The organism is Paenibacillus sp. FSL W7-1279 (assembly GCF_037969845.1).
Lineage (GTDB): Bacteria > Bacillota > Bacilli > Paenibacillales > Paenibacillaceae > Paenibacillus_AQ.
Genome location: NZ_CP150215.1, coordinates 5,807,991 through 5,832,110 on the forward strand (window position 1 = coordinate 5,807,991; position 24,120 = coordinate 5,832,110).

Below are 24,120 nucleotides of genomic sequence, written 5' to 3' on the forward strand. Positions count from 1 at the left end.
AGTTCCTCCTTCGAATATGGTTCTTGTCTCTAGCCATTTCCAAAATACTCGCGTGAATAGGCACAGAGAAACCCGCCACCCGCGATTCACTCACGTTTGAGCGGTTCTCTAGCCTATTGTACATGATTGCCAGCCACTTAGCGAAGTTCTATCGGCACATATTTTTGGTCAGTCATCCCTGTATACTCTGCGCGCGGGCGGATGATACGGTTGCCTTCATACTGCTCAAGAATATGCGCGGTCCATCCGGATACACGGCTGATGGCAAAAATCGGCGTAAACAGTTCATGCTCGATGCCGAGCTGCGTATAAACCGATGCGGAATAGAAATCAACGTTCGGCTTCAGCCCTTTTTGGTTGGTAACCGTTTCGTCGATCAGCACCGACATGTCGTACAGCGTGGTGTCGCCTTTCATTTCACCAAGTTCGCGCGACATTTTTTGGAGATGCTTCGCGCGCGGATCGCCGTTTTTGTATACGCGGTGTCCAAAGCCCATTATTTTTTCACGGTTGTCCAGCTTCTCCTGAATGTAAGCCTGGGCCCGATCGATCGAACCGACTTCGTTCAGCATCTTCATGACGGCTTCATTCGCGCCGCCGTGCAGAGGACCTTTAAGCGCGCCAATAGCGGAAGTAACACCGGAATATATGTCGGACAGCGTGGCTACGGTTACACGAGCAGCAAACGTGGATGCGTTAAGCTCGTGATCCGCGTGCAATACCAGTGCCTGGTCCAGAGCCTTGATTGAAGTCTGATCAGGATCTTCGCCTCTGAGCATATACAGGAAATTCTCCGCGATGGAGACGCCGGCTTTCGGAGCCACCGGCTCTTTGCCCTGACGAACACGGGCGATGGCAGCAATGATCGTTGGAAGCTGAGCTTGAAGTTTAACCGCTTTCTTCTCGTTCGATTCACGGCTCATATCGTCGCCTTCGGCGTCATACAGAGCAAGCGCGGATACAGCCGAGCGAAGCGCAGCCATCGTATTGGTATCCTTCGGATACAATTTGATCTGCTGGATAAGCTCATCCGGAATGGCAGCATAGTCGCTCAAATCTTGTTGAAGGGCCTTAAGCTCTTCGGCATTTGGAAGCTTTCCGAACCAGAGCAGATAGGCTACCTCTTCAAAACTTGCATGTTCTGCGAGATCGTCAATATCATATCCACGGTAAGTCAGAACGCCATCGACGATCGAACTAATCGCGGAGGTGGTAGCTACAATGCCTTCCAAACCCTTGGTAGCTGTCATGCAACATCTCTCCTTTATGATCGGGATAAACTGAACTATTTTGACATTCATGAAAACATTTTCATGAAGTCGGATAAAAAAGAAAAACGCGAAAAAAATTGCTATGGTCCTAGTCACAAACCTTCTCATATCATACTGGATTTTGTCTGATATGTGAACATGAGCAGCGACATTCGCTGCATCAAATTGTTTTATCGACACCATAAACATTTTTTTGAAATCACTTACAATTCCATTATACCTGTGATAATTCTCATTGTCGAATCATGAAGACAAGCCTTTTCCAACTCTTTATCCTTATATTGAATCTCCTTGCATACGTATAGGAATGAGCGTTTCTGCTCGTCCCTGAAGTGCTGCAAAGGAGTGTGATGGTTTGGAACGATTGATGCTCAAGCGTTTTGGCCGGGGAGTGTGGGTGCTGTCTTCCATCTTCGTGATCGCCTATTTGATATATGTACTGCTGCCGCTGCTTTACCCCTTCCTCCTGGCCTGGATCATCGCTTATGCCATGAATCCTTGCGTCCGCCTGCTTCAGCGGAGTTTGAAGCTGCCGCGGTGGCTCGCTGTCATGTTGTCCCTGCTGCTGTATTTCGGAGCGGCTCTGCTGATTCTCACGGCGGCTGTCACGAGACTGGTCAAGGAGCTTATTATCCTGTCCCAGTCCTTCAATCTTCATATTGATGCCTGGATGGAATGGCTGACCGCATGGACCCAGAATGATAGCTTCCAGAATATCATCAATGAGATTAGCCGGTTCTATCAGAACAACCCGAATTATCACGATACCATCAATCAGAACATTACCCGCACGACGCAAACGATTGGCACGGCCGTGACCGACCTCGTTACCGGTATTTTTAACGGAATTCTGCAAATTATTTATTACCTGCCCAACTTGGGCACGATTCTCATTGTGGTTTTACTGTCCACGTTCTTTCTCAGCAACAGCTGGGAACGCCATAATCGCGCGCTTATCCGCATCCTGCCCGACGTCATTCGCAAACCCATGATCTATATTTTCACGGATCTAAAAAAAGCGTTGTTCGGATTCGCGAGGGCCCAGCTGATTCTGATCTCCATCACAGCCCTGATCGTCATGATCACGCTTTATGCGCTCGGGGTCGATTCCGCCTTCTCCATCGGTCTTCTGATCGGCTTGGTGGATCTCCTCCCCTACTTGGGCGTCGGCATCGTTCTGATCCCCTGGTCGCTGTATGCCTTTATGTCGGGCGACCTGACGCTTGGCATCGGACTAACCGTCCTGTACAGCATCATCCTGATCGTCAGACAGATTATGGAGCCCAAGGTGCTCGCCAGCAGTGTGGGACTGGACCCGCTCGCCGCCCTGCTGGGCATGTTCGTCGGGCTCAAACTGTTCGGCATTCTGGGACTGATTATAGGTCCAGTGTCGCTTGTCATCCTGGATGCCTTTCACCGGGCCCACGTATTCAAGGACCTAAGGAATTATATTATCGGAGGCAGATTCAGATAGCAGTCGGACGAACTCATGGGAATTGCCGATTCCTGATATTTCCTCGTACTCCATAAATAAATAGACCGGCCCATGATGGGCCGGTCTTATGGGTGATCCTGCTTGTATTATCTGCGAAAGATCGTAATCTTGCCGTTTTTCATATTTTTCTTCATCCATTTCAACAGCAATATCCGATACAGCGGGCGAGTCAGCGGAAATATCAGCGTAAATCCGATTATGTCAGTTACAAAGCCCGGCAGAATAAGTAGCACTCCACCCGCAAATATACATAGGCCATCGGCCATGGAAGCACCCGGAACCATGCCTGAGTTCATTCTCTGCTTGGCATCTTCCATCGCTTTGCGACCTTCGAACCTCATCATGGCCACGCCAACCGCAGAGGTCAGCAGTGTCAATAGCAAGGTATTCATGCCGCCCACGCGATCCGCAACAAACTGAAAGCCGAATATTTCAATAGCAGGCACGAAGATCATCGCTGCCAGCAACCATTTGAACATGAAGCTACTCCTTCCTCCCCCAAAGGGTGTCCCTCAATGCATCATACAGCTTTGGCGCGCATTTATCCAGTCGGGCCGGCTTCCACTCTCTATTCAGCCATACATGGCGGGTCGCGCCGGCCGTTAACAAGGCACCGGGAAGCTCGGATTCGGGAGACAGATCCATCGCCTCCAAATCTGCCTGCTCCTGTTCGCTCAGCAAACGGACCTCATATTCATAGTGTATTCGAAGCGGGGAGAAAGCAGTCATTCTGGTAAAGACCGTTACAAGATCATCATACCGCGCAGGCTGGCGGTACTTGATATCAAGATCAACCACCGGGAGGAGGACACCTTCTTCTTCCATTCCGCGATACGTAAATCCCATTTCACGGATCATTTGGGTACGTCCGATCTCGAACCAGTTTAAATAGTTCGCGTGGTATACGACACCCATTTGATCGCTTTCCTGGTAACGCACCCGAAATGACGTCCAGAACCAGCGGCTTAGTGTCGGTACGGATGGTTTAGGCATCAACATCACCCCTTATCTATGCAAAAAGCAATGGTCGACAGAATCATCGTCCATTGCTTATATGCTGCTATATTCAGAATCCAACGGATTCTTGACGTTGTATTACTTCTCCTGTGGAATTTGATCCACTTTCAGGAGGTTGGTCGAACCGGAACGGCCCAGTGGCACGCCTGCTGTAATCACAACAAGATCGCCTTCTTTCACGAGACCGGACTTCACGCCGCCTTGCAGCGCGTAATCAAACATCTCGTCCGTAGAAGAAGCCTGTTCGCCTTTAACCGGCGTTACGCCCCAAGTCAGTGCCAAACGTCTCAATGTTCTGTCTTGAGTCGTGACGGCGACGATAGGAGCCTCTGGACGGTATTTGGATACCATGCGAGCCGTTTGACCGGATTCCGTGGACGAAATGATAGCTTTGGCATTCAGGTCAAGTGCCGAGATCGCAACGGATTGGCTGATTGCTTCGGTAACGCTGGTATCTTGAGCAATACGCTGCTTCAAGAACATTTCACGGTAATTCAGCGCGGATTCCGCTTTCTCAGCGATACGGGACATAGTCAATACGGATTCTACAGGGTATTTACCTGCAGCCGTTTCGCCGGACAGCATGATCGCATCGGTACCGTCAAAAATCGCATTGGCAACGTCACTTGCTTCCGCACGGGTAGGACGTGGGTTGCGCTGCATGGAATCCAGCATTTGCGTAGCCGTAATAACCGGTTTGCCAGCCAGGTTACATTTTTCGATCATGCGTTTTTGAACCAATGGAACTTCCTCTGCCGGAATCTCTACGCCGAGGTCGCCACGGGCTACCATCAAGCCGTCGGATACTTCGAGGATTTCATCCAGGTTGTCAACGCCCTGCTGGTTCTCGATTTTGGAGATGATTTGGATGTGCTCGCCATTATGCTTCTTCAGCAATTCGCGAATTTCAAGCACGTCACTTGCTTTACGAACGAAGGAAGCGGCAATAAAATCGATGCCCTGTTCGATCCCGAAAATGATATCGTTGGCGTCTTTTTCCGTAATGCCTGGGAGAGAAATCGCGACTCCCGGTACGTTTACACCTTTTTTGCTCTTAATGGTTCCGCCATTGACGATGCGGCATCTGATTTCGGTGCCTTGAATCTCCACCACGGTCAGACCGATCAGACCGTCATCGATCAAGATCGTGGATCCGACTTGAACATCTTGCGGCAACTCTTTATAAGTAATGGACAAACGATTCTTATCACCAAGGATTTCCTCGGTAGTAAGGGTGATATATTCATCTTGTACAAGCTCAATCGGTTCCACTTCAAGTTTGCCTGTACGGATTTCCGGTCCTTTGGTGTCAAGCAGGATCGCTACCGTTTTGTTCAACTCTTCGCAAGCTTGGCGGATGTTCTTGATCCGGTTGCCATGCTCCTCGAAGTCGCCGTGAGAGAAGTTCAGACGAGCCACGTTCATGCCGGCCATAATGAGCTTCTTGGTGTTTTCCAACGATTCACTGGAAGGACCGATGGTACATACAATTTTTGTTTTGCGCATTTGGGTTTCCTCCGTTTATTAAAGGGTTCTCTATATCTCTTTTTCCAACAACTAAATCTACTACAAAAAGTCTAATTTGTATAGGAACTTTGTCATATCGTCACATACTCATCAGAACTTTTACATAATCACGTCTTCCTGTTCCGCTTTCGCAAAATCGAATTCGCCGATCTTGCGGAATTTGCGGTACCGGTCTTCCTTCAGCTCGCAGGCATCCATAACAGATAGTTCTTTCAGCTGGCTGATCAGTGCGCTTTGAATCGCGGCGGCCGTCTCTTCATAGTTTCGGTGCGCACCGCCCTTAGGCTCCGGTATAATTTCCTCAATGACTTCCATCTCGAGCAGGTCCTTAGCAGTGATCTTCATGGCTTCCGCAGCCTGATCCGCTTTAGATGCGTCCTTCCACAGAATGGATGCGGCGCCGTTCGGTGAAATGGCAGAGTAGATAGCATGCTCAAGCATCAGGACACGATTGCCTACAGCCATCGCAAGAGCACCGCCGCTTCCACCTTCGCCGATGACCACACAAACAATAGGCACCCCAAGTGACGACATTTCCCGTAGATTACGAGCAATCGCCTCGGACTGACCTCTTTCTTCTGCTGTATTACCCGGATATGCGCCTTTTGTATCAATGAACGTGATAATAGGACGCTTGAACTTGTTCGCCTGCTGCATAAGCCGCAGGGCTTTACGGAAGCCTTCCGGATGCGGACTTCCGAAGAAACGCGCAATATTGTCTTTCGTATCCTTACCGCGCTGCTGACCGACCACCGTGACGGGAACACCGTCAAGTTTGGCCAAGCCGCCGACAACGGCAAGATCGTCCCCGTAGAGACGATCTCCATGCAGCTCGATAAAATCCGTAAAGATCAGCTGGATCAAATCAAGCGACGTCGGTCGCTGCTGATGACGGGCCAGATGCATTTTCTGGGAAGGCGAAATCGAAGAATAGATTTCTTCCTCCAAGCGACTATATCGTTCTTCCAGGCGGGCGATTTCATCCGTGAAATCGATCCCTTTTTCCTGTCCGAATTGTTTCAATTCATCGATCTTCTTGCGCATTTCGGCAAGTGGCATTTCAAAAGGCAATTCGCCTGACATCAGAATCCCCCTTTCACGGTATGCATCTCCAGCAGCTTACCAAGCATGGAGCGCATATCTTTCCGATGAATAACCATGTCAAGCTGACCATGCGCCAAGTTGAACTCCGCTGTCTGGAAATCATCCGGCAGCTTCTGGCGAATGGTCTGTTCAATAACGATACGGCCCGCAAAACCGAATACGGCTCCCGGCTCGGCAATATTGATATCGCCAAGCGTCGCAAAGCTGGCGGATACACCGCCGGTCGTCGGATCCGTTATCACTGAAATATAGAGCCCGCCGAGCTCGTTAAACCTGGACAAGGCTGCGCTTGTTTTGGCCATCTGCATCAAACTGAGAATGCTCTCCTGCATCCGGGCGCCGCCGGAGGTGGAGAAAATAATGAGCGGTAAACGCTTGTCCGTCGCAAACTCGATCGCTCGGGTAATTTTTTCCCCGACGACGGAGCCCATGCTTCCCGTGAAGAAATCAAAACTCATGACAGCTACTACAACAGGCTGGCCGAGAATCGACCCTTGACCGGTAATAACCGCATCATGAAGACCGGATTTCATCTTCTGCTGCTCGAGCTTGGCCGCATATCCCGGAAACTTGAGCGGATCCACCGAGATCATATCCGCATCAAACTCTTCAAAGCCTGTCTCATCCAGCGTCATGGCAATCCGTTCTACCGCGTTCAGGCGCATATGATGTCCGCATTCCTGACACACTTTCAGATTCTTCTCAAGCTCTTTGCTGTATTGAATGGTGCCGCACTTAGCACACTTATTCATCAGACCTTCTGGAATTTCCCGTTTCGGGCGTTCGCCTTCCTGAGGCTGCCCTGCTGTCCCAAGTCGTTCCGATGGGATCGTTGCGTATTTCCTTTTTTTCTGAAACAAGTCTTTAAACACAACTACACCTCTCCAGCCGTAAATTTGAATGGCCGCCGCAATAGCACATCGCCGATCCGTACGCTAAGCTTCGCTATGTAACCCAGATGAAACTAGGGGTGCAATATCGAATTCAACACTTCCTGTACTTCCTCAAGCTCTCCGGAGGGTACCAAAATCTCAAACTGCTGTTTGGAAAGATTCACAGGACGGCTTTGAACCAAAAAACCTTCTTCCGTTAGCCTGGTCTTGATCATTTCCGCCACCTTTGCAGTTGGCGCAATATAGATTACCGTCCACATGCCTTTCAGATCCCCCTAATCTCGTCCCACAGGCATATCCTGAGCCGATATAATGGATAATGATAACATACTTCAGTTTTTACCTCAACAAAGAGAGCAGGGGGCTGAAAGCCAAATCTATACCCTCAGGCAGCCATTCGACACCGCTCGCGCAAATCAGTCAGAACCCGCGGTATAATGCGCCGCATCAGGATTGTTATGCGCGATGCGCGAGGAAGCGGCAGCGGCGATGCCTGCAACGAGATCATCCAGAAACACATGGATCCCGTCCGACTTTTCATTTAATATCTCGATTACACCCATTTTTTCCTTGTCCAGGTAACCGAAACTGGTCAGTCCTATCATGCCATAAATGCTCGTGACGCCAAGCGCCATGGTCTCATCCACTCCGTAAAGCGGTTCGTCTTGCTCCATAATCGATTGCAGCGGCTCCGGCAGCAGCTTCTTCTCGGCCAACTCATCCAGCGCAATGCCTGTATACAGCGTATACTGCACTTCGCGCTTGCCGAGAACGGCCCGGACGCTTTCTTCACACTGCTCGATGGTTAACTTCGGATGATAACGCTGTTGAAGCTTCAACACAATATCCGCGATGGAGCTTACGCTGACTCCTCTGCGGCTGAGCATGCTCTCTGCCAAGTCCATTGACATCACAAATCCCCCCCGCGTCTTTGGCCGCGCTCTTTCAATCCTTCTCTATCATGAAAGAGCCTTCTTCATGCGAGTACTCGGCCAACATTACCTGTAGTGTCCTAATTGTATGCGGGAGGGATGCGAAACGTTCTTAAATTTTCATGTTACTTCACTTTAACGGTGTCCTTGCCCAGCATGCTTTCCATTTCGGCAAAAAGCTCTGTGGAAGGCTTGATTCGATAGGCTTCGCTAAGCGCAAGCACCTTCTGGCTTCGCTCATAAAACAGCACCGTTTGCACATGCCCCGGATGCTGCTGCAGGAGCTCTTTCAGCTTCACCAGCAGCTCCGATTGCTCCGCATCGGCCGTTATTTTCACAAACACACGCTGCTCAGCCTTATGATTCGATACGACGGTACGAGATTCCTTCTCGGGCGATAGGCTGCCACCCGACGCCTCGTTTCGGATAGAGGTCGAATCCTGTCCACTCCGGGGAGCAAGCCGCTCCGGAGTCGGGACTGCCGATGGATTACCGGCCGAAACCGGCTGGATGCCGGCTGCACCCGATTTACCACTACGGCCGTTATTCTCTCCGCCGGATCTTCCTCTGCCGCCCGCTGCTCCCCGAACCTTGCTCCGGTAAACCAGTTGACTCAAGGTTTGCGGCTCAAGCGGCGCGATTTCTTCGGCCAGCAGCTTAAAGCCTTCGTCCTGCAGCTGAACCTTCGCGCGGATCGCCAGCAGCGCGCCTTTTTCAATCAGATGCGCGCTTCGCTTCCACACTTCAGGAAAGAGAACGACCTCACAGCGCTCAATTTGATCCTCGCACTCCATGAAGGCCATCGCCTTTCCCTGTTTCGTCGTAATGGTCTTCAGTGTAACCACCATACCGGCAACCGTAGCCATCGATTCATCTTCCGCTTCATGGAGATCCATTAACCGATCAGCTCCGGACTCCGCCAGCGTATCTTCGAAGCCGTCCAGCGGATGGCCGGACAAATACATGCCCAGCAGCTCGCGTTCGAATTCGAGCTGCTGGCTTGTGGTATATGGCGGGATGTCCGGATATTCGATGTCCCAATTCGTGGTTTCCACGAAGTCGAAGAGCTGAATCTGGAGATCATCCCGTTCCTTTCTCCACTTCACGGCCGCTTCGACCGTTTCGTCCAGCATGGCAACCAACTGGGAACGGTGTCCCTGCAAGGAATCAAAAGCCCCTGCCTGGATAAGCGACTCGATCACGCGCTTGTTGCATACGCGGAGGTCTACCCGGCGGCAAAAATCGAGCAGGCTTTCAAACGGCTTTTCACGCCTGATCTCGACGATATTCTCCACTGCCTGCGTGCCTACGTTCTTGATCGCGGCTAGCCCGAATCGGATTCCGCCTCCGGCCGGACGTTGGCCTTCATTATCACCGCCCTCGGCAGCAGAACCGCTCATGACCGGGGTAAAATACGTTCCGCTTTCGTTGACGTCCGGCGGCATGACCTCGATGTCGAGGCGCCGTGCCTCCAGCACGTATTCGGCTACCTTCCGGTGGCTGCCCATAACGGCCGTCAGCATGGAAGCCATGAACGGAACCGGATAGTGCGCCTTAAGATAAGCCGTCTGGAAGGCCAGCACGCCGTAAGCGGCGGCATGCGCACGGGGAAATCCGTAGTTCGCGAACCGGACGATCATATCGTACACGCGGTTGGCCTCATCCTCGCTATAACCGAGCTTGAGACTGCCTGAAACGAAATGGCTCCGCTCCCGGTCCAGTACTTCGCGCTTCTTCTTCGACACCGCTCTTCGCAGCAAATCCGCTTCCCCGAGCGAGAAGCCGGCCATCGTCGAAGCGATCTGCATGATCTGCTCCTGATAGACGATAATGCCGTACGTATCGCCTAATATCGGGATCAGGTCCGAATGGGGATACTCCGGCTCAATCCGGCCGTGCTTGGCTTGAATGAACTTCGGAATAAACTCCATGGGACCCGGACGGTACAAGGCATTCACGGATACGATATCCTCAAACACCGAAGGTTTCAGATCCTTCAGCACCCGCCGGATGCCCGCGGATTCAAGCTGAAATACGCCCGTGGTATCGCCGCGTCCCAGCATCTCATACGTCAGATGATCGTCATCCGGCACTTGTTCGAAATCGAGTGTTCTGCCGGTCAATTCTTGAATCCATCTCAGGGTACGCTCTATGATGGATAACGTCCGCAGACCCAAAAAATCCATCTTGAGCAGGCCCACGCTCTCCAGATTCTCCATGGAATACTGCGTCAGCGCCGTCTTCTCGCTCCCTTCCTGCAGCGGAACCGCATCCGTCAGCGGATCGCGGGAAATGACAATGCCTGCTGCATGCGTCGAAGCATGACGGGGCATGCCCTCAACCTTCATCGCCATATCGATCAGCTCGCGCACCTTCGGCTTCGTCTCGTACTGTTCCTTCAGCTGCGGGCTTTGCTCCATCGCTCCCGCGATGCTGATGCCCAGATGGTTAGGGATCAGCTTGGCCGCCTTGTCCACATCCCCGAACGGCACATTCAGCGCACGTCCAACATCTCGGACGGCCGCCCTTGCCGCCATCGTACCGAACGTAATAATCTGGGCGACATGCTCTTTCCCGTATTTATCCACCACATAATCAATGACCTCTTCCCGGCGCTCGTCACTGAAGTCGATATCAATATCCGGCATCGTTATCCGCTCCGGATTCAGGAAGCGTTCAAACAACAATTTATATTTCATCGGGTCCACATTCGTAATCTGAAGGGTGTAGGCCACCAGGCTGCCCGCCGATGAACCCCGGCCCGGTCCAACCGCGATGCCTTGCCGGTGGGCATAGGCGATAAAGTCCCATACGATCAGGAAATAATCGCTGAAGCCCATGTTCTCGATGACGCCGAGCTCATAGTTCAGTCGCTGCTCCAGCTCGCTGCGCTCTGCTTCATCCTGCCACCGCTCCGTATTCCCGTAACGTTCTTGCAGACCGTTCAAACAGAGCTCCCGCAGGTATTCGGCTGCATTCTTCCCTTCCGGTAGCGAGCTGTATTCCGGCAAAATCGACTTGCCGAATTCCAGCTCCAGGTTGCATTGGTCCGCAATCTTAGCCGTATTCAATATAGCTTCAGGCACATGGGGGTATAATCGCTCCATGTCGCTGCCGCTCTTCAAATAGAGCTGATTCGTCTGGATCTGCAGCCTATCCTCATCTTCGACCGTCTTTCCCGTGCCGATGCAGATCAGGACGTCCTGTACCTCGGCATCGCTCTCGGTCAGATAATGCACATCGTTGGTCGCAACCAGCGGAATGCCGGTCTCACGGCTAAGCTGAATCAGCTGGGGATTCACGCGTTTCTGCTCCGGAATTCCGTGATCCTGCAGCTCCAGATAGTAGTCTTCTCCAAAAATCGCCTGATAACGAAGCGCGGCAGCTTTCGCTTCCGCTTCGCGTCCGTGAAGCAGATGCTGGGGAACCTCGCCGCCCAAGCAAGCGCTGAGACATATGATGCCTTCATGATGGGCGGCCAGCGCCTCCATATCGATTCGGGGTCTGTAATGGTACCCCTCCAAATGCCCGATCGAGCACAGCTTCATCAAATTGCGATAGCCGGTCTCATTCTTGGCAAGCAGAATCAAATGATAGATCGGCTGATCCTTGCGGCTTCCCCGCTCCTTGCGGGAGCCTGCCGTGATATAGGCCTCGCAGCCGATAATCGGTTTGATGCCTTGCGCCAGGCAGGCTTTATAGAACGGAATGGCACCATACATCACGCCATGATCCGTCAGGGCCAGCGATTTCATGCCAAGCGCCGCCGCTTCCCGCACCAGGTCACCGATACGTGCCGCTCCATCGAGCAAACTGTATTCACTATGCACGTGCAAATGCACGAAAGAGCTCATCGTAACGCCTTCCTTTCGCCGGTACATGTATATTTGAAATCCATCCAGAAATATCTGAAAAAGTCTTTATACCATTTTATCATAATCCCGCTAGGCCCGCCCATAGAATGAAACTAGGGAGTACGTGGACAGGCGTTTGCCATAACATCCACCGAGAGTAGAAAGGAGACATGAGGGCATGAGCGTTTTTTTATCGAGAGCAATTCTGGACTTTTTTATAGCCTTCGGCATCGTGCTGGGGGGAGCCATGGTGGGAGGCGTGGGCGCCGTGCTGTCCCTGCAGCCCCCCACCCAGACGATGCTTGAGGTTGCGGATCGGATTAAGATATGGGCGCTTGCCGCTGCCATCGGGGGCACCATTGATCCGATGCGGGTCATTGAAAGCAACGTGGCCGTCGGCAATTTATCCCCTGCCATCAAGCAGGTTTTATATCTGGGTTTTGCATTTCTCGGAGCACATATGGGCAGCGAGCTGGTCAAATGGGTGTGCTCCAGCCGGAGCTGATCGATGCGCGTACCTCCAGCCCACCGCTTCCGCCCCTTCTATCAGGTCGCATCCATCTTCGTGCTGGGAATGGTTGTCGGCAGCATCGTCTACAACTCGGTCTATCATGCAGCCTACAATAAACTATGGGAAACGAATCAAGACCAGCAGATCAAAATTGCACAATATGAAGAAGACATCGATTCGTTAAAAAAATACAATAAACAATCCACGGTCATCAAAGAAATCAAGATCCGCAGCGAGCAAAACGACAGGGTTCCGCTGGATCCCGTCATCATCAAAGAGCTCGTCAGGCTTATGAGCGACGATCTGGCAGCCCTTCGCGGCCGCAACGTGTTTGATATCGACGCGGACAGCAAGCTGACGCGCTCACTCCTCAGCGACAAAATCTATACGGTCCGCGAGAAAGATTACAAGGTCCAAATCAAGACCATGCTCGTCATGGAGGGCGTGCTGCAAATCTGGGTTAGCGTTGTTCATGTGGATGCAAAGTCAACCGGATCATGATACAATACATACTATTGTAAATGATCGAATCTAACATGCTATTAGAGGTTGTTCAAAAAGTCATCTTTTGATCACGAAGCAGCACATGAACACCACATTGCGAGCATGTTACCGAATATGAAGGAGCCTTCCATTCCATGATAACCGTCATCCACTATATCCTGTACATTATCCTCGTCCTGTCCGTCGTAGCTGCCGCGCTCTATAGCATTCGCGCCCGGCGTGTAGCGGATCCCGCGGACCGCGGCATCTATATGTCCATGATGAACCTCTGTATGGGCATTATGCTGGTTTCCCTTTCGCTGGTCTGCATGTTTCTGTTCAGCGGCTCCACGCCGGCTGTCATTGTAGAAGCCGTGTTCTTGGTGCTTGGCGCATTTAATATATTTGCCGGCATAAGAAGCCGCACCTATTACAGCAGACTGAAGAATTCGCGGACGGCCAGCTAAGTCAAATTGAACGGAACAGGGGCATCCCGCAAGGTCCATGAAGACCTGCGGGATGCCCCTTTATTCTGTCCGGAGTTTAACGTTAGCCGTGATCGATCGCCTGCATCGTCATGACCGCTTTTGCAATCAGGTTTGTCTGATGCTGGATCTCGATCTCCATCTTGCAGGTACGGCGGCTGATCTCCAGCAATTTTGGCATAATGACGATCGGATCCTCGATCTGCACGGGCCGGATGAAATACGTCGACAGATGGTCCAGCACATGATCCCAGCCGCTAATATCCTTGGCCGCTTTAACCGCAGCTTGGCTCATGACGGTCGTGAGCACCCCTTGCGAAATCGTTCCAAGTTCTGAAGCCATTTGGGGCGTGATAAAACCGTGAAAGAACAAACGCCCTTCCTCATCCCGATCCTCTGCAATCCCATTCCAGATCAGCTGATCAAACGTCTCGCCAAGCTGAGGCTGGTTTCGCGCATCCCGCAGTGCTCCTAACACTTCTTTACGAGTAACCGTTGCAAGCAGCTTGCGGTTCCGATCCACAATCGGAAGAAAATCGATCCCTTCCCACATCATAATCTGCGCCGCAGATGCGAGCGACGTTTTCATGCTTGCCGTTACCGGGTTGCGGGTCATCGCTTTCTCGATCGGCTGAGTTTCGGCGAGCCCTTCCACATCCCGAACCCCGACGATGCCGATGACCCGGTTCCATTCGTCCGTTACCGGGTACCGGATTTGCCCGGTCGCCTGTGAAATCCGTTTGAATTCCTGAACGGTGACGGAGTTTTTCAACTGGTGATTCTTCGGCTTATCATGAGCGATATCCTCCACCAGCATAATTTTCTTCTTGATTAATCGGTCAAAAATGGCGCGGTTAATCATGGAGGCGACGGTAAACGTGTCATGCCTGGACGATATAATGGGCAGATGCAGCTGGTCTGCCAGCTGTTTCACTTCCCGGCTGGTTCCGAAACCGCCCGTAATCAACACGCCCGCCCCCTGCTCGAGTGCCAGGGAATGGGCATCTTCGCGGTTACCGACAATCATGAGGCTTCCGGCATCGATATATCGAATCATCGCCTCCACCTTCATGGCTCCAATCACGTATTTATGCAGGCTTTTATTAAGCCCTTCCGCACCGCCGAGCACATGCCCTTCCACAATTTCAACGACATCGGCAAACGTAAGCTGCTCGGATATGTTACGCGGCTTCCGTTCCACACGAACCGTGCCGATCCGTTCCTTCGTGACCACGATGCCCAGGCTTTCCGCTTCCTTTACCGCCCGATAAGCGGTTCCCTCGCTGACGCCCATCTCTTTGGCCAACCGTCGTACCGAGATTTTGCTTCCAACCTTCAAACTTTCAATATGTTGAACCAATTGCTCGTGTTTGGTAATCGTATCATCTCGAACGTCCAACTGTTACACCCCCAGAACACTATCTGTACCATACTGTATCTATTATATCACGTCCTATGAAGCTCCCATACCCGTCAGACACAAAAAAACCTCCCCTGAAGGTTAACGGATGGGCGATCCAACCGTACCCCTTAAAGGGAGGTTTTTGTTCGTCACAGCTCTCGCTGTGATCCAACGCTTAATTGGCTTCTTGGCTCTTCTGTTCCTCCGGCCATTTCAATTCCCATTGACGCAATTTCTCCTTGCGGATCTCATCGAGCGCTTTCTGTTTCGCTTCATCTACACCGATAAGGTAATAGAGATGCGAACCGATCACAAGCAGGGCAAATCCTGCCCAGACTGCACCGAACAGTGAAACCCATGAGAACCCGCCAGAGAAAGAAATGCTGGGAAGGGCGTATATCAACATGCCGAGTGCAACCAATAAGTAAGCGGTGTGTTTAAACTTGTTCTTCTTTTTTTTCATTGTAAACGCAGCTCCTCTACTCTCTGAAATCTATATTTCTACTCTATGAGGAGCTTGCGCAATTTATGAGACAAGTTTTTAAAAATGTACCGAATTTGTGTTGAAGTTTATTGTCCGCAGCCTTAAAAAAGGGAACGTCTAGGGTTGGGCTGGACCATACAGATGCTGAAGACTATCCGATATAATCTTGTTCACGTCTTCGATGATGACACTCAGACGGCGCTCAGCGTCGAACAAGCGGCGGATGTTCAGGTTCAGGCTCAGCACCTCAAACTGCTTCTCCATCTTCTCCATTTCGTCCTGTGCCGGCATATCGCCGGACATCATGCGCTGTTGAAGTTCCATCTGGCGCTGTCGGAAGTCATCCAGCATGCGTCTGCTCTCCGGATCTGCATCCACGAGTTTCATAGCAGAGGTAATTTCTTCTACCTCCTTGCTTTCCTTCATCGCTTTTGCCAAATCATGTGCCTTGTCATAAATGTTCATTCGTAATTCCTCCAATATATTCGGCTTAAACGCCGTATTTGAATTCGCCTCTTGCCTTAATCCTTACTCCATCAAAATTGTTATCTCCACAGTATGGTCAGCATGGATTGGAACAATCCGATCACTCCGCCCAGCAGCACCCCAAGCCAGGTGATGGCCCTGAATTCGCGGCCGGACACACTCAGGATGATCTCTTCCAGCCGCTCAATCGGGAACTTCTCCACCTGCTCCTGAACGAGCTGCGGTAAGTTTACAGCCTTCATGGCCGCCGGGATGCTTCGCTCAAGGAAGCCCAGTCCCTTATCGAGCAGTCCAGGCAGAGCTGCTTCGATGGCAGGCATTCGCGGTCCAATCAGCTCGCCTACGCGAAGAGACTCGATTTGCTTCATCCACTTGGACCAAGGAAGCTTGTCATCCAATGTGCGGGAGATCCAAGCGAGGCCCGGCTCACCAGCGGCATGTTCGATGAAATTCCCCAGCGGCATCTCACCGTAATACGACAGCTTTCCTGAGATAATATCCGTGATGGTCTTGCGGATCTTCTCACCCTCCAACTGCTGAATCAGCATGGGCGTCAGCTTCTGGACCAGTTTATCCTCATCCACAAAGATCGAAGCCATCGTCCCCAGAAATCCGCCTGCCTTATCGATGAGTGAAGAAGCCACATCCGATAGCATAAGCTGCCCCTTCGCGGACAACAGCGTGCTCCTCAGCTCCTTCAGCACAATATCGGCGGCAGCCCCGCTCCAGCCCTGGATCGTTTCCTCGGACCAACCGGGAACAAGCTCCTTCAGCGGCTTTGCCTCCAATCCGTATCCGTGCCATACTGCTGCGGCACCCCGGGCTGTGAGCTGGCGGGCCGATTGTTCGGCACGGACCTTCAATTGCTCCCACTGTTCGGAACTCCATACCTTATGCGCCAAGTCTCCGAAGCTCAGCTCCGACTGGCTCCATTCCTCCAGCTTCCGATAGAGGCTGTCCTCTATCTTACCCCGAAACACCGGCTTTCGAATAAGCTCCTGCAAGCCCTCGCTTGTCACCAGGTAATCCGAGACCACACGTCCCAACGACTCGGCTATTTCGTCCTTGCGCTTTGGAATGAGCCCTGGCGTGAAGGGTACGCGGCGGCCCAGGATGATTTTTTCTTCACGGGGATGAAACAGCATTTTTATTGCAAAGTGGTTCGTGATGCCGCCAACAAAAGCAGCAACGCACACGTTCACCAAAATAAACAGCCAGTTCTGCATTTTCAGCACTCCTTTTTCCCGAGCAGTACAATCACCAAGGGATATATGTCCTCATATGATGCATTACATGCAATGATCAGATGAAGTCTTTTGTCTGTTCACTTAAGTATCCAGTTGTTGTCGGAAGGAGATCCATCATGCGCAAATCCAAGATCAAATCCAACACCAAATCCAAGATATCGACTCAATTAATCCGCTCAGCCCAGCTTTCGGATAACGATATCAAGCTTGGTGACCGGCTCATCAGACAGCTCCGTATCCCGACAGATTCGAAGGTACAGCTTGCCTTTGGCTCCTTCAAGCAGGAAGTCCGCGTTATCTCAGGAGGAAAATCGAATTCGCTGGCCCTAAGCCCTTCGGTATTCAGCCATTCGGGACTTCTTCCTCGTACCGTCATGAATGTCAAATATTATCCAACGGAAAGAACGCTGAAGCTCGGTCCGCTTATCGGGATCATGGTCAGCCGATATCAACCGGATGAACCTGATAAACCTTTCGGATCAATCTCAGCTTTCTGCCTGGAAATGGTCAACGCGGCCAAAAAACAGGGCGCATATGTATATTTTTTCACACCTGACATGATCGGTTCGAACCCGTCGACACTTGAAGCCATTGCTTATGACGCGGGATGGAAAAAGCTCAGCGTTCCAGCTCCGGACGTCATTAATAACCGGCTGTCTACCCGCAAACTGGAGAATAGTCCTAGCGTACAGCATTTTATGAGAGAAGTAAAATCGCGATTCGGCACCCAAATCTTTAACGAGAAATTTCTCGATAAATCGGATGTCTTCGAGGCACTCGGGCCTGATGTGAAACTGCAGAAATATTTGCCCGATTCCTATTTGCTCAGCGGTTATCCGACGCTCAAAAAAATGTGCGCCACTTATCGGACGGTCTTCCTGAAACCGGTGCGGGGTAGTCTGGGGAAAGGGATCATCCGGATATCCCGCCAAGAGAACGGCAAATATCAAACGATGACCACCTCTCTTGAAGGAAGCAAGAAGAATACCTACTCCTCACTTCCAAAGCTGTTCAGCAGCTTATCTGGGAAAATAAAAAAAACGCGTTATCAAATTCAGCAAGGGCTGGATTTGATCCGCATCAACCGGCGAAACGTTGATTTTCGCGCGCTTGTTCATAAAGACAAAAACGGCAAGTGGGCAGTGACTTCGGTCGTGGCCCGTATTGCCGGCGGAAACCATTTTGTTTCCAATCTTGCCAGAGGCGGTACGCTATCTTCCGTCAAGGACGCACTTGCCATGAGCAGTATTCCGTTAAGCTCCAAACAAACGGCCCCCGCCCGAATGAATCAAGCGGCGCTCGATATTGCTCATGGACTGGAGGCTGCCATTCCCTATCATTTCGGGGAGCTCGGCATTGACTTGGCAATTGATACGGCTGGCCGCATTTGGCTCCTGGAGGTCAACTCCAAGCCGTCCAAAGGTGAAAATGCGCCGCTGAATGCCGACTCCAAAGTAAGACCGTCAGCCGTCCGGCTCGTTCAGTACTGTCAATACTTGACGGGGTTCTAAAAAAGGAGAACATTATGTCGTCAAACAAGATAGGCACCCTGGGTGTCATGGTATGCCGCAAACCGGGCTTCCCTCCCTTCGCAGAGAAGGAATTCCTCCGTGAACTTAGCTCGAAGGCCAAGGGACTCGGCATGCAGGTATTTGTTTTTTGTCCGGATGATGCCTCTCCTGCTTCTGGTGTTGAAAGCTCCATAGACAGGATACAAGGATATCAATTCAATCCTGGAAAAGGCTGGAGTTTCGGCACCTTTCCTCCTCCAGACGTCATCTATGACCGATGTCTGCACCGAAACGGTGAGGAAACGGCTGCCGCCGGTGCGTATCTGAACCGAATGCTGCAGCAGGGCGTAAGACTGTGGGCACGCGGTCTGCCCGGCAAGCAGAAAGTGCATCAACTATTAAAGCGCTCCTCCGCCTTAAGGCCATATCTGCCGGCAACCTTAAGTTATACCGGAGCGGAATCACTGAGCAGGGCCCTGCTGGCTTTTGGCAGCGGACTTTTCATGAAGCCTAGCGGAGGCTCTCAGGGTCGTCATACTTTGTACCTCGCTTTGACAGATCAACAGCGTGTCAGACTGCAAGGAAGGGACCGGAGCAATCGCATGTTCCAGCAGACTATTCCCGCACAAGAGATGAACGAATGGGTGAGTCGATTTACCGGTCGACGCCGGTTTATCATTCAACCCTACCTGGAGCTTCATAACCGCAACGGAGATCCGTTTGATATTCGGTCATTGGTTCAAAAGAATGACCGCGGCAGATGGTCCATCACAGGAATCGCTGCACGGCAAGGCGTAAGCCAAGGACTGACCTCGAACCTTCACGGGGGAGGCACCGCATTTCCGGCCCTTCCCTATCTAACGACCGATTTCGGAGAAGAAAAGGCCATGAAGATCATTCAGACCATCCGAGATCTGTCCGCTCAGCTTCCATCTCTGCTCGAAGAAGGATTCGGCCGACTTGGCGAGCTGGGAATCGATTTTGGCGTGGATACAAAGGGACGGGTCTGGATCCTGGAGGTTAATTCCAAACCGGGCCGCCGCGCATTTACACTAACGGGAGATGGTCACGCAGCCCGGCTGTCCGTCGAACATCCGATTCAATACGCCCGTTATTTATTGCTTCGACAACTTAGGAGGGTAAATACATGAGTTTGAATTTCGGAAATATTCATTTCTCGCAGCAGCCCGAAAAAGTCGTCTTTTTATCCGGTTCGCTTCTAAAGAGCCTGGGGCTATCAAGCAGGAAATCGATTAAGCTACGCATCGGGACCAACACGGTGTCCGCTGCTGTAAAACCGATCGATCGATCGGGGAAACACATCTATTTAAGCAACGGTGTCCGCAACGGTATCCACGTTCCCAGACAGGGCCCTGTCTATATCCATTCCCCCCGTGAAGGAGAAATCGAGCTGGGGCCCGTGGTTGGGGTTCTCTCCGACGGACCGCATAATCCATCCAGCCCCTTTGGAGCCCGAACCTCGTATATTCGTCAGCTTCTTCGTGAGGGCAACAAAAAAATGTTCGTTTATGCCTTTGCCCCCCGGGATATCAACTGGCAGCGCGAAACGGTGCATGCCTATATGCTCGGTTCCGGCGGCGGTTTTGTCCGCAAAACCGTTCCGCTCCCTAATGTCGTCTATAATCGCCTGCCTAGCCGAAAAACCGACTTCTCCCCTTTTACCAATCAACTGAGAGATCGATTTCTGAAGCGCAACATTAAATTTTTCAACTGGGCCTTCTTCAATAAATCCGATGTGTACTCCCAGCTGGACGGCGACGTGCAGGCAGGCAAATATTTGCCGGAAACGCATAACAATCCTAGTCCCGAGCGGATTAAGGATATGATGGAGCGCCATAACTTTGTATATTATAAGCCCTCAGCCGGAAGCTTAGGCCTCGGGATTTACCGGTTAACCTATCTTCCCAAAAAAGGATACTTTGCGCGATATCACGGAAACGGGGGTAACACCCTTCTCAAGTTCCCAAGCTTTAACAGTCTGATGCGTATGCTACAGGCCAAGCATGGCTCCAAGCTGCGTAACTATGTTATCCAGCAAGGAATCCGCCTCATCGAAATCGATGGCTGCCCTATCGACTTCAGATTTCATATGCATAAGAACAGCAAAAACCGGTGGTCCGTGGTTGGTATCGGCGCCAAAAAAGCCGGTCGGGGCAGCGTCACAACGCATATCAAGAACGGGGGCTCCTTGATGACGCCGGAGCAGGCGCTCAGCCGGGCCTTCGGCTCCAAAGCTCGGGATGTGCTGGAGCGTGCCAAGGACGCCGCCATCGCGATGTCGGAGGCCATCGAGAATCATCATCCGCATCTGTTAGGAGAAATCGGGTTCGATATAGGAATAGATGATAACGAGAGGATATGGATGTTTGAAGCGAATTCGAAGCCGGGCCGATCGATATTCAACCACCCTTCTCTTAAAGGGGAAGGAAAAGCATCGGTGGAGCATATATTTGAACACAGTATGTATCTCAGCGGCTTCCACAGGGGGAATGACTCGTGAATAACCGAGTGGAGAGTGATGGAAGACCGGTTGTAGCCATCCTGACCATGCACGACTCGCATACGATGTTCAGAGGCAACCGGCAAAACTTTCAGGAAATCATCAAAACGGGAAAGGATATGGGCTTTATCGTCTATGTGGTCACCGTACGTGATCTGAAGCTTGATACGGGTACTGTCAAAGGCTATATCCTGAACAGCGACCATTCCTGGGAGCAGAGGCTATGCCCTCTGCCCCAGGTTATATATAACCGGATCCCTTACCGAGAGGATGAAGCCCTTCCCTGGGTCCGACGCAAAATCAAGGAATGCCAAAAACATCCCCATATCGATATCTATAACCCACACTTTTTCAATAAGTGGCGTCTCTTTGCTTGGCTGAACAAATCACGGTTAACCAAAAAGTGGGCACCCTTGACAAAGCGATTGAAGGGTTACCCTACTTTATATGAAATGATCAAGCGGAAGCCCTACCTGTATCTTAAACCAGAGGACGGCAAGGCCGGGCAAGGAATCATGAGGGTGCGGTATCAGAAAAACAAATCGCTCCCCTACCGCATACAGATACAGAACAACAAAAACAGCACCACCTACAAAGCAGCCTCCTTAGAGCGGCTTTGGAACCGTGTTTATCAGGAGACTAAAGGAAGCTCATACCTGATCCAGCAAGGAATCGAGCTGGCCCAGGTCCACGGTCGCGCCTTCGACCTCCGCATACTTGTGCAAAAGAACGAGTACGGCTCCTGGGCAGTTACAGGCATTGGAGCTCGAATGGCAGGCGCCAAAAGCATCACCACACATGTTCCTCGCGGAGGAACGATTGAGGATCCGGAGAAGCTGCTGCCGATCGTGTTCGGTCAGGAACGGTCCGACGCCATCCTTAGCGAAGTTAAAAAAGCAGCCGTGCATATGGCACGGCAGATTGAGAAGAGCTCTGGTCAGATCCATGGCGAAATGTCCATGGACCTCGGAATTGATAGCGAAGGCGTTCTCTGGTTCTTCGAAGCCAATTCAAGACCCATGAAATTTGACGAACCCGCGATCCGGAAAAAGTCACTGGAGCGGATTTTTCAATATTCCGAATACCTGATCAATCAAAGGTAGGCCCTGCATCAGCCAGAGCAACGGTTAAGAAAGACATGAAAGGAGGGGATCGTGTGGAAATCTCATGTCTAGCTCTCTCAAGCCCGGAAGAATGGCCGCATGCCAGACAGCAGTGCAGCGAATTCTTCCGGCGGTACAGCAACAAACGCCTAACCCGCGAAGGTTACCAGCGCCTGGCCTTGCTATCCTATGACGAGCTGCTGCAGCCCGGTACCTCGATCATGGCCGCTACGGTTCGAAGCGATGTCGGCCGCATACCTGTGGGGATGTGCTTTGCGGCGGATTATGGGGAAGGTGCCTGCATGGTTGCTGTACACCCTCTATACCGCAACCGGCATATCGGTTCTTCCCTGATCCGCTCACAATTATCCAAATTCGGGCGGCTGCGATGCAAAGTAGCCGCCGATCATTCGGCAAGTTTGCAAATGTGCTTTCATGCAGGGCTACAGGCCATAGCGCTTGAGCAAGGTCCGACGGGCAAACCTACGCTCGTTATGAGCGGAACCCTTCCCCTGCACCCATCCCACAGTTCTTCAGCATCTCGTGCTGACTCTGTTCAAGAAGGTGAACTTCTGTGTCAAAACCCGTCTTAGGTATTATGACGTTATACTTGGATGAACGGAAAACGCTGGAGGAGCGGCATATCTACGAGCATATGATCAGGGAAGGAAAAGCGATGGGCCTTGACGTTTACGTCTTCACCCCCGCTGACGTTAACAGTGCGCAAGGCCTGATCAACGCCATGGAATACGATCCGGATCGCCGGAGATGGGGCCGCAGATGGCGCTCGTTTCCCAATATGATCTTTGATCGCTGCCGCATTCAAAAGAGCCCTCGCTTTCAACAGCTGCTGCGCTTTCGTTCACGCTATCGGCATTTACTGTTTCTGAACAGACCTTTACGCAACAAATGGACGATTCATCAAGTATTATCCACCAAGAAACGCTTCCGTCCCCATCTGCCGGATACTCGGATCGTAACCAGCACAAGCGACATCCACCGGATGCTCAACGTTCATCCTACCGTCTATTTTAAACCGATTAACGGAACGGGCGGACGCGGAATTCTGCGGATTACGAAGGTACCTGGTGTTGCGGGCACGTATGAAATCCGGGGACGCAATTCCAACCGGAGCATCATCAGACCGAAGCGAATGCCTTCAGGCCATTTGGCGCAATATCTGTCGGGCTGGGGCAATAGAGATCGATATCTGGTTCAAGAGGGGATCCAGCTGGAGCTGCCGGATGGAAGAGTGCATGATTACCGGATGCTCGTACAGAAAAATGGATCCGGTCAATGGCAGGTGACCGGCTGCGTGGGACGCGTCGGAGCGCCGAAAAGCGTGACCTCCAACCTGCATGGCGGCGGGCGTGCGACCATGATGGAAGAATTGTTAAGCAAATGGATCGCAGATCCGGCAAAGCGCGCCAGCATCCGCGAGGAAGCCGACTCCCTCGGTGTGGATGTGGCCCAATTTCTTGACGGACAGTATGGAGGCTTGTGCGAGATTGCCCTGGATCTGGCCGTGGATAAAACCGGAAGAGTTCTTCTTCTCGAGGTGAATCCGAAGCCATCAAGGGAAGTCTTCTCTCAAATCGGCGATATGGCTGCATACCGTGAATCGATGGTAAGGCCTTTAGAATATGCACTGTGGGTGTACAGCCAGAAAAAATCCGCGAAAAATGCTTAAGTTAATTCGTAGAAAACCGTAATTAAAGAATCCAAAAAACGCGCAAAGGCTGTTTCCAAGAGGGTTGCTTGCTACCCTTGGAAACAGCCTTTGTGACTCCTATC

General features: G+C 51.6%; 23 protein-coding genes. 10 read left to right on the forward strand and 13 right to left on the reverse strand.

What is annotated here, in order from left to right; translation table 11 throughout:
* Positions 1 to 137: 137 nt before the first annotated feature.
* Positions 138 to 1,250, reverse strand: a complete 1,113-nt coding sequence (citZ, locus tag MKY82_RS26170; RefSeq protein ID WP_194544193.1) for a citrate synthase — start codon at positions 1,248 to 1,250, stop codon at positions 138 to 140.
* A 376-nt stretch (positions 1,251 to 1,626) separates the two neighbouring features.
* Between citZ and ytvI the strand changes: the two genes are divergently transcribed.
* Positions 1,627 to 2,745 (forward strand): sporulation integral membrane protein YtvI, encoded by a 1,119-nt coding sequence (ytvI, locus tag MKY82_RS26175; protein ID WP_071218068.1) that lies wholly within the window; start codon positions 1,627 to 1,629, stop codon positions 2,743 to 2,745.
* A gap of 107 nt (positions 2,746 to 2,852) precedes the next feature.
* Here ytvI and MKY82_RS26180 read toward each other — a convergent pair whose 3' ends face one another.
* The 8 genes from MKY82_RS26180 to MKY82_RS26215 form a co-directional block, all read right to left on the reverse strand.
* On the reverse strand, positions 2,853 to 3,245 hold the full coding sequence (locus MKY82_RS26180; RefSeq protein WP_194544195.1) for an FxsA family protein: 393 nt from the start codon (positions 3,243 to 3,245) through the stop codon (positions 2,853 to 2,855).
* A 4-nt stretch (positions 3,246 to 3,249) separates the two neighbouring features.
* Positions 3,250 to 3,759, reverse strand: coding sequence for a thioesterase family protein (locus MKY82_RS26185; protein ID WP_339294707.1), 510 nt, complete (start codon positions 3,757 to 3,759; stop codon positions 3,250 to 3,252).
* 102 nt (positions 3,760 to 3,861) lie between these two features.
* On the reverse strand, positions 3,862 to 5,289 hold the full coding sequence (gene pyk, locus MKY82_RS26190; protein ID WP_071218065.1) for a pyruvate kinase: 1,428 nt from the start codon (positions 5,287 to 5,289) through the stop codon (positions 3,862 to 3,864).
* Between the two features lie 120 nt (positions 5,290 to 5,409).
* The gene (locus tag MKY82_RS26195) at positions 5,410 to 6,393 is read right to left on the reverse strand and encodes an acetyl-CoA carboxylase carboxyltransferase subunit alpha (protein ID WP_194544197.1); all 984 of its coding nucleotides are present in this window, start codon (positions 6,391 to 6,393) and stop codon (positions 5,410 to 5,412) included.
* Positions 6,393 to 7,286, reverse strand: coding sequence for an acetyl-CoA carboxylase, carboxyltransferase subunit beta (gene accD, locus MKY82_RS26200; protein ID WP_071218063.1), 894 nt, complete (start codon positions 7,284 to 7,286; stop codon positions 6,393 to 6,395). The genes MKY82_RS26195 and accD overlap by 1 nt, the downstream gene beginning before the upstream one ends.
* 92 nt (positions 7,287 to 7,378) lie before the next feature.
* A complete protein-coding gene (locus tag MKY82_RS26205) occupies positions 7,379 to 7,567 on the reverse strand; it encodes a hypothetical protein (RefSeq protein ID WP_006212044.1) in 189 nt (62 codons plus the stop codon).
* A gap of 156 nt (positions 7,568 to 7,723) precedes the next feature.
* Positions 7,724 to 8,218, reverse strand: a complete 495-nt coding sequence (locus MKY82_RS26210; RefSeq protein WP_194544198.1) for a phosphatidylglycerophosphatase A — start codon at positions 8,216 to 8,218, stop codon at positions 7,724 to 7,726.
* 146 nt (positions 8,219 to 8,364) lie between these two features.
* The gene (locus MKY82_RS26215) at positions 8,365 to 12,093 is read right to left on the reverse strand and encodes a DNA polymerase III subunit alpha (RefSeq protein ID WP_339294708.1); all 3,729 of its coding nucleotides are present in this window, start codon (positions 12,091 to 12,093) and stop codon (positions 8,365 to 8,367) included.
* A gap of 178 nt (positions 12,094 to 12,271) precedes the next feature.
* Here MKY82_RS26215 and MKY82_RS26220 point away from each other — a divergent pair, with 178 nt between their 5' ends.
* The 3 genes from MKY82_RS26220 (at position 12,272) to MKY82_RS26230 (ending at position 13,554) form a co-directional block, all read left to right on the forward strand.
* A complete protein-coding gene (locus MKY82_RS26220) occupies positions 12,272 to 12,598 on the forward strand; it encodes a YtrH family sporulation protein (protein WP_119846808.1) in 327 nt (108 codons plus the stop codon).
* Positions 12,599 to 12,601: 3 nt separating this feature from the next.
* The gene (locus tag MKY82_RS26225) at positions 12,602 to 13,105 is read left to right on the forward strand and encodes a hypothetical protein (RefSeq protein WP_339294709.1); all 504 of its coding nucleotides are present in this window, start codon (positions 12,602 to 12,604) and stop codon (positions 13,103 to 13,105) included.
* Positions 13,106 to 13,242: 137 nt separating this feature from the next.
* On the forward strand, positions 13,243 to 13,554 hold the full coding sequence (locus MKY82_RS26230; protein WP_194544200.1) for a YtpI family protein: 312 nt from the start codon (positions 13,243 to 13,245) through the stop codon (positions 13,552 to 13,554).
* Positions 13,555 to 13,636: 82 nt separating this feature from the next.
* Here the strand turns inward: MKY82_RS26230 and MKY82_RS26235 are convergent, their stop codons facing one another.
* The 4 genes from MKY82_RS26235 to MKY82_RS26250 all read right to left on the reverse strand — a co-directional run bounded on the left by MKY82_RS26235 (position 13,637) and on the right by MKY82_RS26250 (position 17,170).
* A complete protein-coding gene (locus MKY82_RS26235; RefSeq protein WP_071218057.1) occupies positions 13,637 to 14,971 on the reverse strand; it encodes a DRTGG domain-containing protein in 1,335 nt (444 codons plus the stop codon).
* 178 nt (positions 14,972 to 15,149) lie between these two features.
* A complete protein-coding gene (locus tag MKY82_RS26240) occupies positions 15,150 to 15,437 on the reverse strand; it encodes a hypothetical protein (RefSeq protein WP_076324342.1) in 288 nt (95 codons plus the stop codon).
* A 138-nt stretch (positions 15,438 to 15,575) separates the two neighbouring features.
* A complete protein-coding gene (locus tag MKY82_RS26245) occupies positions 15,576 to 15,923 on the reverse strand; it encodes a YlbF family regulator (RefSeq protein ID WP_071218055.1) in 348 nt (115 codons plus the stop codon).
* Between the two features lie 80 nt (positions 15,924 to 16,003).
* Positions 16,004 to 17,170 carry a DUF445 family protein gene (locus tag MKY82_RS26250; protein ID WP_339219329.1) on the reverse strand — a complete coding sequence of 389 codons (1,167 nt, stop codon included), beginning with the start codon at positions 17,168 to 17,170 and terminating at the stop codon, positions 16,004 to 16,006.
* A 137-nt stretch (positions 17,171 to 17,307) separates the two neighbouring features.
* Between MKY82_RS26250 and MKY82_RS26255 the strand changes: the two genes are divergently transcribed.
* Genes MKY82_RS26255 through MKY82_RS26280 form a run of 6 tightly spaced genes read left to right on the forward strand, consistent with a single transcriptional unit; the run spans position 17,308 to position 24,016 of the window.
* Positions 17,308 to 18,702 carry a YheC/YheD family protein gene (locus MKY82_RS26255; protein WP_339294710.1) on the forward strand — a complete coding sequence of 465 codons (1,395 nt, stop codon included), beginning with the start codon at positions 17,308 to 17,310 and terminating at the stop codon, positions 18,700 to 18,702.
* A gap of 14 nt (positions 18,703 to 18,716) precedes the next feature.
* Positions 18,717 to 19,853: a YheC/YheD family protein gene (locus MKY82_RS26260; protein ID WP_339294711.1), complete on the forward strand. Its 1,137-nt coding sequence runs from the start codon at positions 18,717 to 18,719 to the stop codon at positions 19,851 to 19,853.
* Positions 19,850 to 21,223, forward strand: coding sequence for a YheC/YheD family protein (locus MKY82_RS26265; protein WP_071218051.1), 1,374 nt, complete (start codon positions 19,850 to 19,852; stop codon positions 21,221 to 21,223). The genes MKY82_RS26260 and MKY82_RS26265 overlap by 4 nt, the downstream gene beginning before the upstream one ends.
* Positions 21,220 to 22,326, forward strand: coding sequence for a YheC/YheD family protein (locus tag MKY82_RS26270; protein WP_194544205.1), 1,107 nt, complete (start codon positions 21,220 to 21,222; stop codon positions 22,324 to 22,326). Before MKY82_RS26265 ends, MKY82_RS26270 begins: the two co-directional genes overlap by 4 nt.
* A gap of 53 nt (positions 22,327 to 22,379) precedes the next feature.
* The gene (locus MKY82_RS26275; protein ID WP_339294712.1) at positions 22,380 to 22,919 is read left to right on the forward strand and encodes a GNAT family N-acetyltransferase; all 540 of its coding nucleotides are present in this window, start codon (positions 22,380 to 22,382) and stop codon (positions 22,917 to 22,919) included.
* Positions 22,901 to 24,016: a YheC/YheD family protein gene (locus tag MKY82_RS26280; protein ID WP_194544207.1), complete on the forward strand. Its 1,116-nt coding sequence runs from the start codon at positions 22,901 to 22,903 to the stop codon at positions 24,014 to 24,016. Before MKY82_RS26275 ends, MKY82_RS26280 begins: the two co-directional genes overlap by 19 nt.
* The last annotated feature ends 104 nt before the right edge of the window (positions 24,017 to 24,120 follow it).

What these genes read in the sequence shown, in the direction of transcription:
- MKY82_RS26255 (WP_339294710.1), top strand. Translation starts at nt 17,308, where the DNA reads ATGCGCAAATCCAAGATCAAATCCAACACCAAATCCAAGATATCGACT.
- MKY82_RS26225 (WP_339294709.1), top strand. Translation starts at nt 12,602, where the DNA reads ATGCGCGTACCTCCAGCCCACCGCTTCCGCCCCTTCTATCAGGTCGCA.
- MKY82_RS26240 (WP_076324342.1), bottom strand. Translation starts at nt 15,437, where the DNA reads ATGAAAAAAAAGAAGAACAAGTTTAAACACACCGCTTACTTATTGGTT.
- MKY82_RS26230 (WP_194544200.1), top strand. Translation starts at nt 13,243, where the DNA reads ATGATAACCGTCATCCACTATATCCTGTACATTATCCTCGTCCTGTCC.
- MKY82_RS26195 (WP_194544197.1), bottom strand. Translation starts at nt 6,393, where the DNA reads ATGTCAGGCGAATTGCCTTTTGAAATGCCACTTGCCGAAATGCGCAAG.
- citZ (WP_194544193.1), bottom strand. Translation starts at nt 1,250, where the DNA reads ATGACAGCTACCAAGGGTTTGGAAGGCATTGTAGCTACCACCTCCGCG.
- MKY82_RS26205 (WP_006212044.1), bottom strand. Translation starts at nt 7,567, where the DNA reads ATGTGGACGGTAATCTATATTGCGCCAACTGCAAAGGTGGCGGAAATG.
- MKY82_RS26180 (WP_194544195.1), bottom strand. Translation starts at nt 3,245, where the DNA reads ATGTTCAAATGGTTGCTGGCAGCGATGATCTTCGTGCCTGCTATTGAA.
- MKY82_RS26250 (WP_339219329.1), bottom strand. Translation starts at nt 17,170, where the DNA reads ATGCAGAACTGGCTGTTTATTTTGGTGAACGTGTGCGTTGCTGCTTTT.
- MKY82_RS26220 (WP_119846808.1), top strand. Translation starts at nt 12,272, where the DNA reads ATGAGCGTTTTTTTATCGAGAGCAATTCTGGACTTTTTTATAGCCTTC.
- MKY82_RS26215 (WP_339294708.1), bottom strand. Translation starts at nt 12,093, where the DNA reads ATGAGCTCTTTCGTGCATTTGCACGTGCATAGTGAATACAGTTTGCTC.
- MKY82_RS26210 (WP_194544198.1), bottom strand. Translation starts at nt 8,218, where the DNA reads ATGTCAATGGACTTGGCAGAGAGCATGCTCAGCCGCAGAGGAGTCAGC.
- pyk (WP_071218065.1), bottom strand. Translation starts at nt 5,289, where the DNA reads ATGCGCAAAACAAAAATTGTATGTACCATCGGTCCTTCCAGTGAATCG.
- MKY82_RS26265 (WP_071218051.1), top strand. Translation starts at nt 19,850, where the DNA reads ATGAGTTTGAATTTCGGAAATATTCATTTCTCGCAGCAGCCCGAAAAA.
- MKY82_RS26185 (WP_339294707.1), bottom strand. Translation starts at nt 3,759, where the DNA reads ATGCCTAAACCATCCGTACCGACACTAAGCCGCTGGTTCTGGACGTCA.
- MKY82_RS26260 (WP_339294711.1), top strand. Translation starts at nt 18,717, where the DNA reads ATGTCGTCAAACAAGATAGGCACCCTGGGTGTCATGGTATGCCGCAAA.
- MKY82_RS26245 (WP_071218055.1), bottom strand. Translation starts at nt 15,923, where the DNA reads ATGAACATTTATGACAAGGCACATGATTTGGCAAAAGCGATGAAGGAA.